18 protein-coding genes are annotated in these 15,705 nt (G+C 72.6%); 8 read left to right on the forward strand and 10 right to left on the reverse strand.

Annotation, left to right across the window (positions count from 1 at the left end):
• Positions 1-83: 83 nt before the first annotated feature.
• Complete coding sequence (locus SNR22_RS13405) at positions 84-518, reverse strand: VOC family protein (RefSeq protein ID WP_320066854.1); 435 nt, start codon at positions 516-518, stop codon at positions 84-86.
• Between the two features lie 423 nt (positions 519-941).
• Positions 942-1,478, reverse strand: a complete 537-nt coding sequence (locus tag SNR22_RS13410; RefSeq protein ID WP_320066855.1) for an RBBP9/YdeN family alpha/beta hydrolase — start codon at positions 1,476-1,478, stop codon at positions 942-944.
• Between the two features lie 84 nt (positions 1,479-1,562).
• Here SNR22_RS13410 and SNR22_RS13415 point away from each other — a divergent pair, with 84 nt between their 5' ends.
• The 3 genes from SNR22_RS13415 to SNR22_RS13425 all read left to right on the forward strand — a co-directional run bounded on the left by SNR22_RS13415 (position 1,563) and on the right by SNR22_RS13425 (position 4,041).
• Positions 1,563-2,171, forward strand: a complete 609-nt coding sequence (locus SNR22_RS13415) for a class I SAM-dependent methyltransferase (protein ID WP_320066856.1) — start codon at positions 1,563-1,565, stop codon at positions 2,169-2,171.
• Positions 2,172-2,302: 131 nt separating this feature from the next.
• Positions 2,303-2,977: a HEAT repeat domain-containing protein gene (locus SNR22_RS13420; protein ID WP_320066857.1), complete on the forward strand. Its 675-nt coding sequence runs from the start codon at positions 2,303-2,305 to the stop codon at positions 2,975-2,977.
• Positions 2,971-4,041 carry a MerR family transcriptional regulator gene (locus SNR22_RS13425; protein WP_320066858.1) on the forward strand — a complete coding sequence of 357 codons (1,071 nt, stop codon included), beginning with the start codon at positions 2,971-2,973 and terminating at the stop codon, positions 4,039-4,041. Before SNR22_RS13420 ends, SNR22_RS13425 begins: the two co-directional genes overlap by 7 nt.
• 12 nt (positions 4,042-4,053) lie before the next feature.
• Here SNR22_RS13425 and SNR22_RS13430 read toward each other — a convergent pair whose 3' ends face one another.
• A complete protein-coding gene (locus SNR22_RS13430) occupies positions 4,054-4,425 on the reverse strand; it encodes a DUF4259 domain-containing protein (RefSeq protein WP_320066859.1) in 372 nt (123 codons plus the stop codon).
• A gap of 136 nt (positions 4,426-4,561) precedes the next feature.
• Here SNR22_RS13430 and SNR22_RS13435 point away from each other — a divergent pair, with 136 nt between their 5' ends.
• Positions 4,562-4,936, forward strand: coding sequence for a nuclear transport factor 2 family protein (locus tag SNR22_RS13435; protein ID WP_320066860.1), 375 nt, complete (start codon positions 4,562-4,564; stop codon positions 4,934-4,936).
• A 25-nt stretch (positions 4,937-4,961) separates the two neighbouring features.
• On the opposite strand, the gene SNR22_RS13440 is transcribed toward SNR22_RS13435, so the two are convergent.
• From SNR22_RS13440 to SNR22_RS13465, 6 genes are all read right to left on the reverse strand, one after another.
• Complete coding sequence (locus tag SNR22_RS13440) at positions 4,962-6,473, reverse strand: SulP family inorganic anion transporter (protein WP_320066861.1); 1,512 nt, start codon at positions 6,471-6,473, stop codon at positions 4,962-4,964.
• 285 nt (positions 6,474-6,758) lie between these two features.
• Positions 6,759-7,223, reverse strand: coding sequence for a hypothetical protein (locus SNR22_RS13445; protein ID WP_320066862.1), 465 nt, complete (start codon positions 7,221-7,223; stop codon positions 6,759-6,761).
• Positions 7,224-7,460: 237 nt separating this feature from the next.
• Positions 7,461-8,684, reverse strand: coding sequence for a S8 family peptidase (locus SNR22_RS13450; protein WP_320066863.1), 1,224 nt, complete (start codon positions 8,682-8,684; stop codon positions 7,461-7,463).
• Between the two features lie 106 nt (positions 8,685-8,790).
• Positions 8,791-9,567, reverse strand: a complete 777-nt coding sequence (locus tag SNR22_RS13455) for a nucleotidyltransferase domain-containing protein (protein ID WP_320066864.1) — start codon at positions 9,565-9,567, stop codon at positions 8,791-8,793.
• A 71-nt stretch (positions 9,568-9,638) separates the two neighbouring features.
• Positions 9,639-10,139, reverse strand: coding sequence for a roadblock/LC7 domain-containing protein (locus SNR22_RS13460; RefSeq protein WP_320066865.1), 501 nt, complete (start codon positions 10,137-10,139; stop codon positions 9,639-9,641).
• Entirely contained in the window at positions 10,136-10,507 is a 372-nt protein-coding gene (locus SNR22_RS13465; protein ID WP_320066866.1) for a hypothetical protein, read from the reverse strand. The genes SNR22_RS13460 and SNR22_RS13465 overlap by 4 nt, the downstream gene beginning before the upstream one ends.
• A gap of 444 nt (positions 10,508-10,951) precedes the next feature.
• On the opposite strand from SNR22_RS13465, the gene SNR22_RS13470 reads away from it, so the two are divergent.
• The 4 genes from SNR22_RS13470 to npdG all read left to right on the forward strand — a co-directional run bounded on the left by SNR22_RS13470 (position 10,952) and on the right by npdG (position 14,486).
• Entirely contained in the window at positions 10,952-11,155 is a 204-nt protein-coding gene (locus tag SNR22_RS13470) for a hypothetical protein (protein ID WP_320066867.1), read from the forward strand.
• 83 nt (positions 11,156-11,238) lie between these two features.
• Positions 11,239-11,976 (forward strand): histone, encoded by a 738-nt coding sequence (locus SNR22_RS13475; RefSeq protein ID WP_320066868.1) that lies wholly within the window; start codon positions 11,239-11,241, stop codon positions 11,974-11,976.
• 203 nt (positions 11,977-12,179) lie between these two features.
• On the forward strand, positions 12,180-13,613 hold the full coding sequence (locus SNR22_RS13480) for an RNB domain-containing ribonuclease (RefSeq protein ID WP_320066869.1): 1,434 nt from the start codon (positions 12,180-12,182) through the stop codon (positions 13,611-13,613).
• A gap of 174 nt (positions 13,614-13,787) precedes the next feature.
• Entirely contained in the window at positions 13,788-14,486 is a 699-nt protein-coding gene (npdG, locus tag SNR22_RS13485; RefSeq protein WP_320066870.1) for an NADPH-dependent F420 reductase, read from the forward strand.
• Between the two features lie 269 nt (positions 14,487-14,755).
• On the opposite strand, the gene panB is transcribed toward npdG, so the two are convergent.
• Complete coding sequence (panB, locus tag SNR22_RS13490; protein ID WP_320066871.1) at positions 14,756-15,601, reverse strand: 3-methyl-2-oxobutanoate hydroxymethyltransferase; 846 nt, start codon at positions 15,599-15,601, stop codon at positions 14,756-14,758.
• Positions 15,602-15,705 lie beyond the last annotated feature (104 nt).

Here is a 15,705-nt window from a genome sequence, read left to right on the forward strand (position 1 = left end):
AGCCGCACCGCCTCGACAGGGGCCCGTTCGCGGCGTGCGCGGGCGCCCCCGTCGCGGTCACCCGGTCGAGCCGGCGCGGCCGGTCAGTCGAGGCAGAACTCGTTGCCCTCGACGTCCTGCATCACCATGCACGACTCGTTGAACTCGTCGGCGGGCAGCAGTCGTACGCGGGTCCCGCCGAGCGCGACCAGTCGCGCGGATTCGGCTTCGAGCACGGCCAGGCGCTCTTCGCCCACCAGCCCGGCGGCGGCCCGCACGTCGAGGTGCAGCCGGTTCTTGACGACCTTGCCCTCGGGCACGCGCTGGAAGAACAGCCGCGGACCGGCCCCCGACGGGTCGACGCACGCGAACGCGGAGCCCTGCTGCTCGGGCGGCAGCGAGCGATCGAAGTCGTCCCAGGTGGCGAAGCCCTCCGGTGGCGGCGGCACGACGTAACCCAGCACCTCGCACCAGAAGCGGGCGACGCGCTCCGGTTCGGCGCAGTCGAACGTGACCTGGATCTGCTTGACCGATGCCATCGGTCCACCATAAGGGGCGGCCCTTGTTGTCGCGGCCCGGGTCGCGTCCCCGATCGGCGTTTCCACGGAAGCGGCCCGGCCCAGCGGCTAACCCCTCGCCAACTCGGCCAACTGGTCGAAGGTCCGCACGAGCACCTCGCGTCGCTGCTGCTTGTATTCCGGCCCGGGTTCCAGGCTGTCGATCGTCTCGTCCCAGACGGCCAGGTAGCGGCTCTTCCACTCGGCGAGGGTCTCCGGGGTGGGCAGGCCGACGCCGACGAGGTGCTGCCGCCCGATGAGGTGGAGCAGCTCCAGGTCCCCATCGTGTCCCGCCTTCCGCCCCGCCCGATCCTGCGCGTATTGAAGCAGACACCACCGACGATCGTGCCCCCGCGCGCCGGCCGGCCGGCGCGCTGCCGGACCGGGGTCGGGGTCGGTGTGGCGTCAGGGGATGAGCCGGTCCAGCAGGTCAAACCGCTCGTACGGCTGGTCGTGGTCGCCGAAGTGCCCGTCGTCGCGCACGATCTGGGTGCCGCCGAGCCGCTCGAACATGGCGCGTCCCTGCCGGTCGTCGCAGCCGTACGGGTCCTCGCGGGAGTTGATGAAGTAGATGTCCCGCACGTGCGAGCGGATCGCCGCCCAGTCGTAGGCCTGCTGGAGGACCGGCTCCTGCTCGGTGTTGGGCCGGGTGCAGTAGCCGGCCACCAGGATGGCCTGGGCGACGGTCACGTCCACCTGCTCCAGGAGCGCGAGCAGCAGCGCCGCGCCACCGGAGTGGCCCACGAGGACGGTGTCGGCGTCGAAGCGGTGCCCGCTGAGCACCTTGGGCAGGAACGTGGCGATCGGCTCGACGTTGATGCCGGGGTGATGCGGCACCTCGACGGCGTACCCCCGGCTCGCGAGCCGCCCCGCCAGCCAGGGATACCAGCAGACGTCCGGGTTGCCGCCGGTCCCGTGGAAGATGATCGCTTTGCGCCCCACCGTGCCCCCTTCGGATCCAGGTGCAGAGCAAAGCACGTGGTCCGCACCGACGGATCGCCGCACCCGTAGAACTACAGTCGCGCGGTGAACACCGCACGGGTTAGGCGGGCTTACGCGTCCGTCGCAGAGCTCTACATCGAGCTGTTCGGCACGAGCCAGCAAGTACACGCCGACGACCTCGCCTTCATCGGGCGACATCTGGCCGACCGACCCGGCCCGGTGCTGGATCTGGGCTGCGGGCCCGGCCATATCACCGATTACCTGCGCTCGTTGGGCGTCGACGCAACGGGAATCGACATGGTCCCCGAGTTCCTCACCCATGCTCGGGCGGCCCACCCGAGCGGCAGGTACCAGCTCGGGTCGATTGAAAGCCTCGATGTTGCCGACCACTCCATCGCCGGCATCCTGGCCTGGTACTCGTTGATCCACCTGCCGCCGCAGGATCTCGACGGCGTGCTCGCTGAGTTCCGGCGAGCGATGGCCCCGGCCGGCAGGTTGGTGCTCGGTCTCTTCGACGGTGACGAGGTCGCCGCCTTCGACCACAAAGTCGTGACCGCGTATCGCTGGCCCGTCGACGAGATCTCCGAACGATTGACGCGAGCCGGATTCACGGAGCTGGAGCGCCTGCAGCGGCCCAACGAAGGCACTCATCGGCCGCACGCCGCCATCGCGGCAGTCGCCACCGAAGGGTGAGCTGAGCCGGCGGGCCTTTGTGCTCCCGCGGTCGGCGTTCCTGGCCGAGCTTCTGCGCGCCCCCAGGCGTTACGCACTTGACATTGACACCGTGACAGGGCCTTCACTGGGTGCAGGAGGTGGTTCCCATCATGTCAACCCACCGGAGTTCGCCGGACACCCGCCTGATAGACGCGTTGAGCGCCGGAAACTCCTCGACGCGGCTCCAAGCGGCCCTGGCGGTTGGCACGTACCCCGACCCCGGCCTCGTCGATGTGCTCATGGCGCGGTGCGCGATCGAGCCGGACTTCTTCGTGCGCGACATGCTCACCTGGGCGTTGACCCGCCTCCCGTCGGAGATCACGGTGCCCAGACTCCGCGCGGAGCTCCGCTCCGAGCGCGCTCAGGCCCGAAGCCAGGCATTGCATACGCTGTCGAAGATCGGGGACGGGAATGCGTGGCCCGCGATCACGCGGTCGTTGCTGCACGACGCCGACGACGAGGTCGCGCGAAGCGCCTGGCGTGCTGCCGTCGTCCTCGTGCCCGCCGGGGAACAGGAAGGGCTGGCAGCGGACCTGGCCGCACAACTCGGTCGCGGCGACCGGAATGTGCAGCTGAGTCTCAGCCAAGCACTCGTCGCACTCGGAGACGTGATCGAGCCCGCCCTACAGTCGGGACTGGCGAGTATCGACCCGACGGTGCGTGCACATGCCCGCGCCACGGAGCTGCTCCTCCGTGACCCGGATGCCGGTTTCGACTCAGCCGTCAACGAGGCGAGACGGATCGTCGCGCTCGGCCCGGAACGGATCGAGGGAACCGCGTGCTGATCGGCGAGGTGGCCCGCCGATCGGGGGTGAGCGCCCGGATGCTCAGGCACTACGACTCCCTGGGGCTGGTGCGACCAACGGGCCGCACCGTGGGCGGCTACCGCGAGTACTCCGCCGAGGACATGCGCCGGATCCTGTGCGTGGAAGGTCTGCGGTCCCTGGGATTGTCGCTGCGACAGATCGGACGCGCTCTGGAGGATCCCGCCTGCACGCCGTCCGCACTGGTCGGCGACCTCATTCGATGGGCCGAAGACCGACTGGAGCGGGAACAGGAGCTACTCGAGCGACTCCGTACGGTCGACGCCTCGGCGCCCTCCGGCTGGCAGGGCGTCCTGCGCATCGTCGAGCTCATGCACGGGCTCAACTCGCCCAGTGCCGCGCGCCGACAGCAGGCCGTCCTGGCCCCGGCCGAGGACGTGCGGGTTCCCACCGAGCTGCTGGCTGGGGCGGTCCTCGCCGAATCCGACCCGAACGTCGCGGGCGCCCTGCGGTGGGCCCTCGCGCGGGCAGGCAGTGACGCTGTGGCGAGCGTGGTGTCCGGCGCGTACTCGGAGAACGTCGACATCCGGCGGCGCGCGGTCCTGGCGATCGCCGAGATGTCCGGTGACGAGGCGACCGCGGTGCTCGCGGACGCACTCCGGGACTCGGACCCGACGGTGCGCCGGCATGCTGCGCTGGCATCGGGTACGCGTGGCGTGACCGCGGCCGTGCCGACGCTCGTCGGCATGGTGGTCGAGGGCACGAACGACGTCGAGGCGGCCGAGGTCCTGGGAAGATTGTCACTGGACCCCGAGTGCGCGGACCGGATCATGGCTGCACTGGTCGATGAGCTCGCCGCACACTCTGCGGACTCCGCGGTGCGGATACGCCTGACCCAGGCACTCGTCGAGATGTCGGGGACCATCGCGCAGGGCGTCCTGGGGCAGTTGGCCCACGACGGTGATCGGGCTGTCGCCCTCATCGCCTCGGCCTCGCTCCGCCCGGTGAGGGTCGTCGGCCTGCCGGACGACGAGAGCTGCGACGACGCCGGTCGCCGTCATCCGTCGCAGGTTCTACGCCGGTGAACGGCGACCGCGTCAGCTCCTGCTGATCGCCAGCTCGGCGAGCTGGTCGAAGGTCCGCACCAGGACCTCGCGCCGCTGGGCCCGGTATTCCGGGCCGGGCTCCAGGCCGTCGATCGCCCCGTCCCAGACGGCCAGGAACCGGGCCTTCCATGCGGCGATGGTGGCCGGGTCGGGCAGGATCGCCCCGACATAGTTCTGCCGCGCGACGAGGTGGAGCAGCTCCAGATTGCAGGGCACCGCGACACCCCAGTAGTCGTCCGGCTCGATCCCGGCCGGGTCGCCGGACATCGCCTCGGTGACCTCGGCGATCAGCCGGTTGGTCACGTCCGTCAGATGGTCGGCCGCCGTGTCGTCATCGAAATTTCCGCTGCCCCAGGTTCCCATGGTGTCCGCACCTTCTCCGTCTCGAATCCGACCGGCATTGAAGCAGGCCCCACCGACGGTTTTCCGGGGCCGCCGGTTGGCCCGTGCGGCGCGGGCGACTGACATAGGGTCGTGAGAGTCCGAGGAGGAGGGCACGATGCCGGACAGTGAACGTGAGGCCGAGCTGCTCGACGCCGAGCGCCGGCTTCAGGCCGCCCAGCGGGCGGGGGACGTGGCCGCCCTCGACGGCCTGCTCGACGAGCGCCTGATCGCCGTCGGCCCGGACGGGAACAGGTTCACCAAGCAGGACGACCTGATGGCCCACCGCGACCGGACCTCGATCATCGACGAGCTGGTGGAGGACGAACTGGACCTGATCGTCGAGGGGACGACCGGGGTGACGCTCTTTCTGGGGCGGGTGGCGGGGACCTTCGGCAGCGTGCCGGTCACGGCGAGGCTCCGGTACACCAGAACGTGGACGTACGGCGATCATGGCTGGCGGGTCCTGGCGGCCCACATCGGCCCGGTCTGAGCGCGGCCCGGCACACGGGACGGGATCACTCGGTGACGTCGACCGTCCGGGGCTGGTCGGCGTCGGCCGGCCGCGGCGCGACGATCTGCACGCAGACACCCGCGTTGCCGTTGTGCGTTTCGATCCAGGAGTCCAGCGCCGCCCGGCAGGCGAGGTCCACGTGCCGCAGGCCGTGCAGGTCCAGCCGTACGGTCCGGTCGGCCGGCAGTTCGCCCAGCTTGGTGAGCAGGGTGGGCAGCCGCAGGAAGGTGGCGTTGCCGGAGATCGCGACATCAACGGGGCCGGGCCCGCCGTCGCGGACGGTGACCCGCACGTGGGACGTCTCCCAGGCGGTCTTGACGATGGCCAGGCCGAGGCCGACGAGCACGCCGGTGAACATGTCCATGGTGAGGATGGCCATGGCGGTCACCGCCAGCACCACCACCTCGCCCTGGTGCTGCCCCCGCCAGAGCTGCGGCGCCGCCCGCAGCGGCAGCAGCTTCACCCCGGCGTGGACGAGCACGGCGGCCAGCGCGGGCAGCGGGATCAGCCCGAGCAGGCCGGGCGCGGCGGCGGCGAAGAGCAGCAGCCACACCCCGTGCAGCACCCGGGACGCCTTCGTCCGCGCGCCGGCCCGCACGTTGGCGGAGCTGCGCACGATGACCGCCGTCATCGGCAGCGCGCCGAGCAGGCCGCAGAGGGTGTTCCCGGCCCCCTGCGCCACGAGTTCCCGGTCGAAGTCGGTGCCCGGCCCCTGGTGCAGCCGGTCGACCGCCGCCGCGCTGAACAGGCTCTCCGCCGAGGCGACCAGGGTGAACGTCGCGATGGTGGCGAGCACACCGACGTTCCCCAGCGTGCCCCAGTGCCCGAATGAGGGCCGCACCGCCTCGATCAGGCCCTCGACCCTGATCGTGTCCACCGGCAGCCCGAGTAGGGCGGTGGCCCCGGCCGCCCCGGCGACGGCGACCAGCGCGCCGGGGACCGTCCCCAGCCGGCCGGGCAGGGCGTCCCAGAGCACCATGACCACGATGGTGGCGACGCCGACGCAGAGCGCGACCTGCGCCGTGGTGGACGTGACGAGGCCGCCCACCAGGCCGGGCAGGCCGGTGAACTTGCCCGGCCCGGTGTGCGGCGTGGCGGCGCCGGCCAGGACGTAGAGCTGCCCGACGATGAGCAGCAGGCCGATGCCGGCGAGCATGCCCTGCACCACGGCCACCGAGATGGCCCGGAACCAGCGGCCCAGCCGCAGCAGCCCCAGGGCGACCTGGAGCAGCCCGGCGACCAGCACGATCATGCCGAGGCCGGCCAGGCCGTAGCGGTCCACGGCCTCGGCGACCAGCACGGTCAGGCCGGCCGCCGGGCCGCTGACCTGCATGCTGCTGCCGGGCATGAGCCCCACGACCAGGCCGCCGACCACCCCCGTGATCAGGCCCAGTTCGGCGGGTACGCCGGAGGCGACGGCGATGCCGACGCAGAGCGGCAACGCGACGAGGAAGACGACGAGCGAGGCGGGCAGGTCGGCACGGAGGGTGCGCCAGGGCTGGGCGGGAAACGGCATGGTCCACTCCGGGAGACGGTGGGGCGAGTAACGGGTGGCGCGCCACCGTCGGCGGAAGGCCGGGCGCACCGCCGGCTTCGGTCGGCGGTACGGGTCGGTGGGGCGCGTGTGGTCGGCGAGCGACCGCGTGGTCGACGGGTGTGCGGGGCCCGCTCCAGCCGGTCGGGTCTGCACCGCCGCTGCCGCCCGCCCGGCAGTGGCTCGGGGAGGCGGTGGCTCGGGAAGGCGGTGGCTCGGGAAGGCGGTGGCTCGGTGGGCGCGGCCGGGGCTCGCGGCGCGCGCCGGTCAGCAGCGCAGGACGCTCGACCGGATCGGGTCGGGGCCGGTGACCGTGCTCAGCGGACGCCCGTCGGCGGTGTTGGCCCGGCGCAGCGGCGCGTCGGGCGGCGCGCATGCCTCCTGGCCCACCGGGTCGCGTCGGTCGGACGTCGGGTTGTTGCGCCCGGGGCGGGTGACCGAGCCGCACGCCTTACCGTCGAAGTTCGCCACCACGGTCCGCTGCGGCGACTGCCCGGTCGGCGCGCCGAGGGTGGTCACGGGGAGGTGCGCTTCGAGCCGTACCGAATCGGACCGCGACGCGACACCGTCTCGCGTCGTGCGGACCGGCGGATCGGTGCGGGGCGGCGCGGCGTCCGACACCCGGGTGTGGGTCGTGGCGGGTCCGGGGAGCGCCGTGGCGAAGGCGAAGCCGAGGTGCAACAGGAGCACGCAGGCGAGCAGCGGGGCGAGGGAGAGGAGTCTGCGCTGCACCGCTCACCCCCAGGCCGTGACGCGTGCCGGCGGGCATTCGCCCACGTCATCGGGATCAACCCGCCGTCGGGGGCGTCGGTTACGCCTGTTTCAGCAGGTGAACGGGGGTGCTATGGGGTCGGCGGGTGGAACGGCTCCCGAACCCCGAACCTCGAACCCGGACCCGAACCCCGAACCCGGACGCGGTACGGCCCCGGAGCGATCGGGCGCTCCGGGGCCGTACCGGGGGTGGGGTGATCAGCTGGTGGGGGAGAGGTAGAGCAGGCGGTTCGGGGAGCCGGTGCCCGGGCTGGTCACCGTGCCGGTGCTGGCCGTGGAGATCAGGTACGAGGCCACCTGGGCCGGGCTCCAGCTCGGGTTGTTCTGCAGCACGCGGGCGGCGCCGCCGGCCACGTGCGGGGAGGCCATCGAGGTGCCGCTGATGGTGTTGGTCGCCGTGGTGCTGGTGTACCAGGCGGACAGCACGCCGGTGCCCGGCGCGAAGATGTCCACGCAGGTGCCGTAGTTCGAGTACGACGCGCGGGCGCCGTTGCTCTGCGTCGCGCCGACGGTGATGGCGCTGGCCACGGCGGCCGGCGAGTAGTTGCAGGCGTTGGCGTTGGAGTTGCCGGCGGCCACCGCGTAGGTGACGCCGTCGGCGACGGAGTTCGCCACGGCGGTGTTCAGCGACGTGTTGAGCCCGCCGCCGAGGCTCATGTTCGCCACCGCAGGCTGGCCGGCCTGGTGGTTGGAGGTAACCCAGTTGACCCCGGCGATGACGCCGGCGTTGGTGCCGCTGCCGGCGCAGTTGAGCACCCGCACGGCCACCAGCCGGACGCCCTTGGCGACGCCGTACGTCGAGCCGCCGACGGTGCCGGCGACGTGGGTGCCGTGGCCGTTGCAGTCGGCGGCCGGCAGGGCGTTGTCGACCGCGTCGTAGCCGTCGACGGCCCGCCCACCGAAGTTGGTGTGGCTGGTCAGGATGCCGGTGTCGATGATGTACGCGGTGACGCCCGACCCGGTGCTGGTGTAGCTGTAGGCGCTGTTCAGCGGCAGGCTGGTCTGGTCGATCCGGTCCAGGCCCCACGGCGGGTTGGTCTGGGTGGTCTCGATGCTGACCTCGTGGTTCTGCTCGACCCAGGCGACCGACGGGTCGGCGGCGAGTCGCTTGGCGGCGGCCTCGGAGAGCCGCGCCTCGAAGCCGTTGAGCGCCGCGCCGTACACCTGGGCGACGTCGCCGCCGTACCGGGTGGCGAGCTTGTCGGCGGAGCTGGTGACGGCGGCGGACCGGGTGCCGGCCTTGCCGCCGACGGCGGTGTCCTTCAGGACGACGATGTAGCTGGAGGGTACGGCGGTGGCACCGCCGGCGAAGCGGATCTCACCGGTTGCCGGTGCTGCGGACACCGGGCCGCCGATCAGGGTCGTGGCCATCGCCGAGACGGTCAGTACGCCCAGGGCGGCGACCTTGCGGGGTAGCGTCATCTGTCGGTCTCCTCTGTCGTCCACCGCGTCGGAGCTGGTCGTCCGCGGTATGAGATCGTGATGACAGGCTATCGATGGATCCACGGTCAGCTATATATCAGAAGGGTCATAGCATCGCGCGAAGATCGTCGAGGACGCCCCGCTGGAAGGCCCGGGCCGCGTCGCCGTTCGGTGGCGGGCCGCCGTGCCGGGCGGCGATCGACCGCTCGATCAGCGCCCCGTCCGGATGCCCCCGGTCGATCAGCCGCCGTCCGGCGGCGACCTTGGACAGCCAGACCCCGTCGTGGCAGCGCACCACGCAGCGGCCGGCGCCGAGTACGGCCTCCTCGGCCCCGGCGGCCGGCGCGTCACCGGGCGGTGTCGGCAGGGCGAGCCACCAGGTCAGCGCGTCCATCAGCAGTCGGCGCAGGTCGGCCGGGGCCAGGTCGGTGAACGTCTCCGCCGCCGGGGGCCCGGCCAGGACCAGCCCGCCGGAGTGCAGGATGCTGCGGTCCAGTCCGTACCAGAACCGGCCGTCTGCGGCCGGCCGCTCGGCGCCGGACCAGGTCACCCGGAACGGCATCCGGGCGCCGGTGTTCAACTCCACCTCGAAGCCCGGCTCCGGGGTGCCGGAGCGGGCCGCCTCCCACCGGTAGACGACCAGTTCCAACCCCCGCGCGGGGCAGGGCAGCGCCTCGTGTCGCAGCCGAGCCACCAGTTCGCGCTTACGCCCGTCGGCCAGGGCGTCCGCGCAGACCAACGCCACGTCGACGTCACTGCGCCCCGCCTGGTACGCGCCGAGGGCGACCGAGCCGGCCGCGTACGCCGCCACCAGGTCGTCACCGAGTACGTCGCGGGCCGCCCCGACCAGGTCCGCCAGGTATCGCCGCAGGTCTGTGTCCACGCCGTATTCTGGCGTGCCGGCCCGGTGTTGCCGGCCCCGGGTCGAATGCGGCGGTTCGGGCGTGCCGCCGCTCAGCGCGGGGAGATGGGCGTCACGCCGTCCAGCAGCGCGGCGAGTCGCTCGGCCACCGAGGGGGCGTGCAGGTGCAGCCGGGCCACGTTGATGGTGTCCTCGCCGACCACCGCGAGCAGGGCCTGCGTGCTCACCGCGTAGACGCTCAGGTAGCCGTTTGCGTTGCGGACCGTGGACTGCTGGAAGTCGCCCTGCCCCAGCCGCAGGCCGACCTGGCGGCCCAGACCGTAGGTGGTCGCCGCGAGCGCCGCCAGGTCGTTCGGGTCCACGTCGGTCTGCAGGTTGTGGGTGATCATCAGGCCGTCCACACCGCCGAGGACGCAGCCGTGCACCCCAGGAATCTGTACGCGCAGTTCGGCCAGTGCCTGACCGATCGCCGGGTACGGCAGCGCCGGGTTTCCCGCCAGCGACGGCGGGAACGACCGGGCCGGCGGCAGCTCGTCCGGGCGCCGGGCGGCGCGGCGGGGAAGGACCGTTCCGGTGTCGTCGGACCCTCTCACAGCTCCAGGCTCTCCTCGATGGTGCGAAGCTGGTGACGGGCCATCGCCAGGTTGGCCCGGCTCTTGCTCAGCATCAGGTAGAGGAACAGCCCCTTGCCGGTGCGGCTGGTCACCGGCCGGATCAGGTGATATTGGCCGCCGAGCGTGATGAGGATGTCCTCGATCTCGTCGTTCAGGTTCAGCATCTCGATGGTGCGCATCTTGGCGCGGACCACGTCGGTGTTGCCGGCGGCGGCGACGGTCAGGTCGATCTCCCCGGTGCCGCCGGCCACGCCGAGCGTCATCCCGCTGTTGTAGTCGACGAGCGCCACCCCGATCGCACCATCGATACTCATCGCGCTCTTCAGCGCGATGTCCAGGTTCGCCACAGTTCTTCTCCCCAGTAGGACGGGCCGATACCCGCCATTCTTGCCTGCTGAGCGGCGCCGTCCGCCGACAGGTTGTGCGACGCCGTGAAAGGCTGCGAAGAGGCTCGCACACGGGAGAACGCCCCGCATCCGGGGGGCGGTGGTCCTCTCAGCCCGCCCAGCTGGCCATTCGGCGGATCCGCTCGTACTCCCGTGCCGACGCCGCGCGCCGATCCGCGCCGCCGCTCGGCGGTCAGTGTCACCGCCCGGTCCTGCGGGGCCGGCTGCCCCGTCCGGCCCTGCATCGGACGCCCCGGCGGCCCGGTCCGCAGGGAGGCAGAACATTCGTCCGGTGATTTCGCCGTTCCGGTCCGCCCGGTGAGCAGCGCGTCTACTGTGGAAGGCATCGGCGAGTTTTTGCGTGATCCGGTGGCGGCCGGGTGGTTCGCGGTGCACAGTGATCCCATGAGCGACAGCGGAAGCGGTGGGCACTACTACTGGTGCACCCGACACCACCGGGTCGAGACCGACACCGACGTCTGCGCGGCGCGGCACGTGCTCGGGCCATACGCCTCGGCCGGCGACGCGGAGAACGCCCTGCAGAAGGTGCGGGAGCGCAACGATACGTGGGACGCCGAGGACGCCCGTTGGGCCGGGGAGGGCAGATAGGCGGCGCGGGACTGCCCGCGTCGAGGAGCTCCGTGCCCCCTCCCGGAGGCACGCGAGAGCATGTCCCCAAGGAGGGAACCGAGATGGCCGAAGCACAGCAGGCCACCACCCGGCCGGCCGCCCGACGTACGTCCGCGAAGAAGACCACCGCGGCCGAGCGGACCACGGGCGGGACCCGTGCCACGGCTATGCGCCGCTCCGGGACGACCGCCGCAGCGACCGGGTCGACCGTGACCAAGGCGTCCCCGAACGCCTCCGGAGCCGGCGCGGGGCGGGTACCGGCGAAGAAGGCGGTCGCGAAGAAAGCCGCCGCGACGAAGATCGCGGCCACCAAGGCCCCGGCGAAGAGGGCCCCGGCCACGAAGACCTCGGGCGCCGGGACTACCGCGAAGAAGACGACCGCGGCCGGGGGGAGTACGTCCGCGAAGAAGACGACCGCCGCCAAGGCCATGGCGGCGAAGAAGACGGCTGAGGCCAAGGCCACGGTGGTGAAGAAGACTGCCGCCGCCAAGGCCCCGGTGGCGAAGAAGGCCCCGGCGGCGAAGACCGCCGCCGCGAAGAAGACCGCCGCCGCGAAGAAGACCGCCTCCACTCGACCCACTGGTGGTGCCCGCAAGACCGCCGCGAAGAAGGCCCCGGCGAGGAAGGCGACCGTCGCCTCGTCGAGCACCACCCGGAAGGCGGCGGCGAAGACGGCTCCGGCCAGGAAGACCACCGCCGCCAGGAAGACCACCGCCCGCACGGCATCGCCCCGGGTGGCGTCGGCCCGCGCGACCACGCCGCGCGGTGCCCGGGCACCGGCGCGAAAGGCCACCGGCTGACCCGCGCCATCGGGGCCCGGCTTTCTGCCTATCCGGCCAGCGTGGGCCGTTCGCATGGGCCGGTCCGCTGGGACGTCCGTGCGGGCCCCGGCCTGCTGGGCCGTCCGACACCCGGGCCGTCCGTCCGACACCCGGGCCGTCCAAACCGGGTCGACGGTCGCGCCGGGGAGCGGATCCCCCGTCCCGCTGTCAGGATTGACCCCGTGGTCATCCGACGCGTACTCGCGCCCCGCATCGACTTCGGCGCGCTGCGCCGCGAGATGGGGTTGCCCGAGCAGTTCCCGCCCGCGGCGCAGCGGGAGGCCGAGGTGGCGGCGAGCTCGCCGCCCCGGCCTCCCGCCGACCGCACCGACGTCCCGTTCGTCACCGTTGACCCCGCCACCTCCCGGGACCTCGACCAGGCGATGCACCTCACCCGCCGCCCCGGCGGTGGCTACCGGGTCCGGTACGCCATCGCGGACGTCGCCGCCCACGTGCGCCCCGGCGGCGCGCTGGAGGAGGAGACCTGGCGGCGGGGGCAGACCGTGTATCTGCCCGACGGCAACGTGCCCCTGCACCCGTACACCCTGAGCGAGGGTGCGGCCAGCCTGCTGCCGGGCGAGGACCGGGCGGCCGTGGTGTGGACCCTCGACCTCGACTCCGACGGCGGAACGGTCGCCGTCGAGCTGGAACGCGCTCTGGTCCGCAGCCGCGCGAAGCTGGACTACGTCGGCGTCCAGGCCGACGCCGACGCCGGGCGGCTGCCCGAGCCGATCGCCCTGCTGCCCGAGATCGGGGCCCTGCTCACCGCACGTGGCCTGCGCCGGGGTGCGGTGAACCTGCCGCTACCCGAGCAGGACGTCGAGGCGGACGGCGACGGTTGGCGGCTGGTGTTGCGCGGGCCGGCGCCGATGGAGGACCACAACGCGCAGATCTCCCTGCTCACCGGGATGGCCGCCGCCGACATCATGCTGGCCGGCCGGGTCGGGCTGCTGCGCACCATGCCGGCGCCGAAGCCGGAGGCGGTGGCCCGGCTGCGTACCGCCGCCGCCCCGCTCGGCATCGACTGGCCGACGGGGGCGAGCGTCGGCGAGGTGCTCGCCGGGCTGGACCCCTCGGAGCCCCGGGCGGCGGCGTTCGTCGACCAAGCGGCCGAGCTGATGCGCGGCGCCGCCTACACGGCGTTCGACGGCGTGGTGCCGGACCAGCCGGAGCACGGCGGGGTCGCGGCCGCGTACGCCCACGTCACGGCGCCGCTGCGCCGGCTGGCTGACCGGTACGCCACCGAGGTATGCCTGGCCCTGCATGCCGGCCGGGCGGTGCCGGACTGGGCCCGGGCGGCGCTGCCGAAGCTGCCGGAGGTGATGGCCGCGACCGATCGGACCGCCGGCGCGGCCACCCGGGGTTCGGTCGAGTTGGCCGAGGCGGTGCTGTTGGAGCACCGGGTCGGCGAGACGTTCGACGCCGCGGTGCTCGACGTGGACGCCCCGCCGAACGGCCAGCCGAAGCCGGGCCGACAGCTCGGCGGCACGGTGGCGCTGGACGCCCCGCCGGTGCGGGCCCGCTGCATCGGCGAGCTGCCGCTGGGGGAGCGGGTCCGGATCCGGCTGGTCACCGCCGACCCGGCCGCCCGGAAGGTGCTTTTCGAGCTGGTCTGAGGCCGGCCTGGGGAGACCGGCGGGCGCTCCCGGCGGCACCCGGGTCGCCGACTGGCCCGGTGCATGGGTCGCCGACTGGCCCGGCGGGTGGCGGCGTGACGCCATCCTGGCTTTGGGGATTTCTCACACCGGTCGGCGCCGTCAGGGTGCCCGGCCGTTTGGAAGGATGGGCCCATGGCATACGACGCGAGCACGCTGCCCGACGTATCCGGGCTGGCCATCGGCATCATTGGTGGCACCGGCGACCAGGGTCGGGGGCTGGCTTACCGGTTCGCCCGGGCGGGGCAGACCGTGCTGATCGGCTCCCGGTCCGCGGAGCGGGCCGCACAGGCCGCCGAGGAGATCGCCGCCCTGCCCGGGGTGCCGTCCGGTGCGACCGTCAGCGGCGCGGACAATGACGAGGTGGCCCGCCGTAGCGACGTGGTGGTGATCGCGGTGCCGTGGGACGGCCACGCCGCCACCGTCGCGGCCCTGGCGCGGCCGCTCGCCGGGAAGATCGTCGTGGACTGCGTGAACCCGCTCGGCTTCGACAAGCAGGGCCCGTACGCGCTGCCCGTCGAGGAGGGCAGCGCCGTCGAGCAAGCCGCCGGGCTGCTGCCTGACTCCCGGGTGTGCGCAGCGTTCAACCACGTCAGCGCGCCGCTGCTGGCCGACCCGGAGGTCGAGCGGATCGACCTCGACGTGCTGATCTGCACCGAGGACCGCGAGCTGGTGGACATCGTGGGCGCGCTCGCGGCCCGCATCCCCGGCATGCGCGGCATCTACGCCGGCCGGCTGCGCAACGCCCACCAGATCGAGGCGTTCACGGCCAACCTCATCGCCATCAACAAGCGTTACAAGGCGCACGCCGGCATCCGGGTCACCGACCTCTGAGCCGGACGATCTCCGCGCGAGGGTGTCTGGGCGGCGTCACCGCCGGGTGTGGGCAACTGGTCGCTCCGCAGGACAAGACGGCAGACGTCGGCGAGCGCGTCGGTACGACGCTGGCCCGGGTCGCGGATCTACTACTCGGTCCATCTTGCCGATCCGGAGGACAACGAGTTCTGCGTGTACTGATATCAGCCCACCCGGCGAGTGGTGCAGCCGGCGGCCGCACCACTCGCCGTGCTCAGCAGGCCGCCATGCTCAGCGGGCCGTCGTGCTCAGAAGGTGTGTTCGGTGGCGGGGAACTCGCCGCCGCGGACCTCGTCGGCGAACAGGCGGCTGGCCTCGGCCAGGGTGCCGGCCAGGTCGGCGTAGCGCTTCACGAAGCGCGGCGCCCTGCCGCTGCGCAGGCCGGCCATGTCCTGCCAGACCAGCACCTGGCCATCGGTGTCCGGGCCGGCGCCGATGCCCACCGTCGGCACTCGCAGCTCGTGGGTGATCCGCTTGGCGACCTCGCCAGGCACCATCTCCAGCACCACCGCGAACGCGCCGGCCTCGGCCACCGCCCGGGCGTCGGCGATGACGTCCTCGGCGGCCTCACCGCGCCCCTGGACCCGGTACCCGCCGAGGTTGTGCTCGCTCTGCGGGGTGAAGCCGATGTGCGCCATCACCGGGATGCCGGCGCCGACGATCGCGGCGATCTGCTGCGCGCAGCGGCGCCCGCCCTCCAGCTTCACCGCGTGGCAGCCGCCCTCCTTCATGAACCGTACGGCGGTCCGCAGCGCCTGGGTCGGGCCTTCCTCGTACGAGCCGAACGGCAGGTCGCCGACGATCAGCGCGGTACGGGTGGCCCGGACCACCGCGCGCACCAGCGGCAGCAGCTCCTCGGCGGTGACCGGCAGCGTGGTCTCGTAGCCGAAGACGTTGTTCGCCGCCGAGTCGCCGACCAGGAGCACCGGGATACCGGCCTGGTCGAAGATCGCCGCGGTGTACTGGTCGTAGGAGGTGAGCATCGCCCATCGCTCGCCGCGTTCCTTGGCGGCGAACAGGTCTCGGGTGCGGACCCGCCGGGTGGCCGGGCCGCCGTAGAGGGCGGTCACCTCGTTCGGGGTGGATTCCACCATGACTTTCTCCTTCCTCGAGGCCGCCTGCGCGGTCCCCGGGTCATGCCACGATCGTCGCACCGTGCGGCCGCGCTCCGGCAGAGTGCAGTGGAGGATCTCACTCC

Origin of the sequence: Micromonospora sp. RTGN7 (assembly GCF_033804645.1) — a bacterium.
In the GTDB taxonomy this organism is placed as follows: domain Bacteria; phylum Actinomycetota; class Actinomycetes; order Mycobacteriales; family Micromonosporaceae; genus Micromonospora.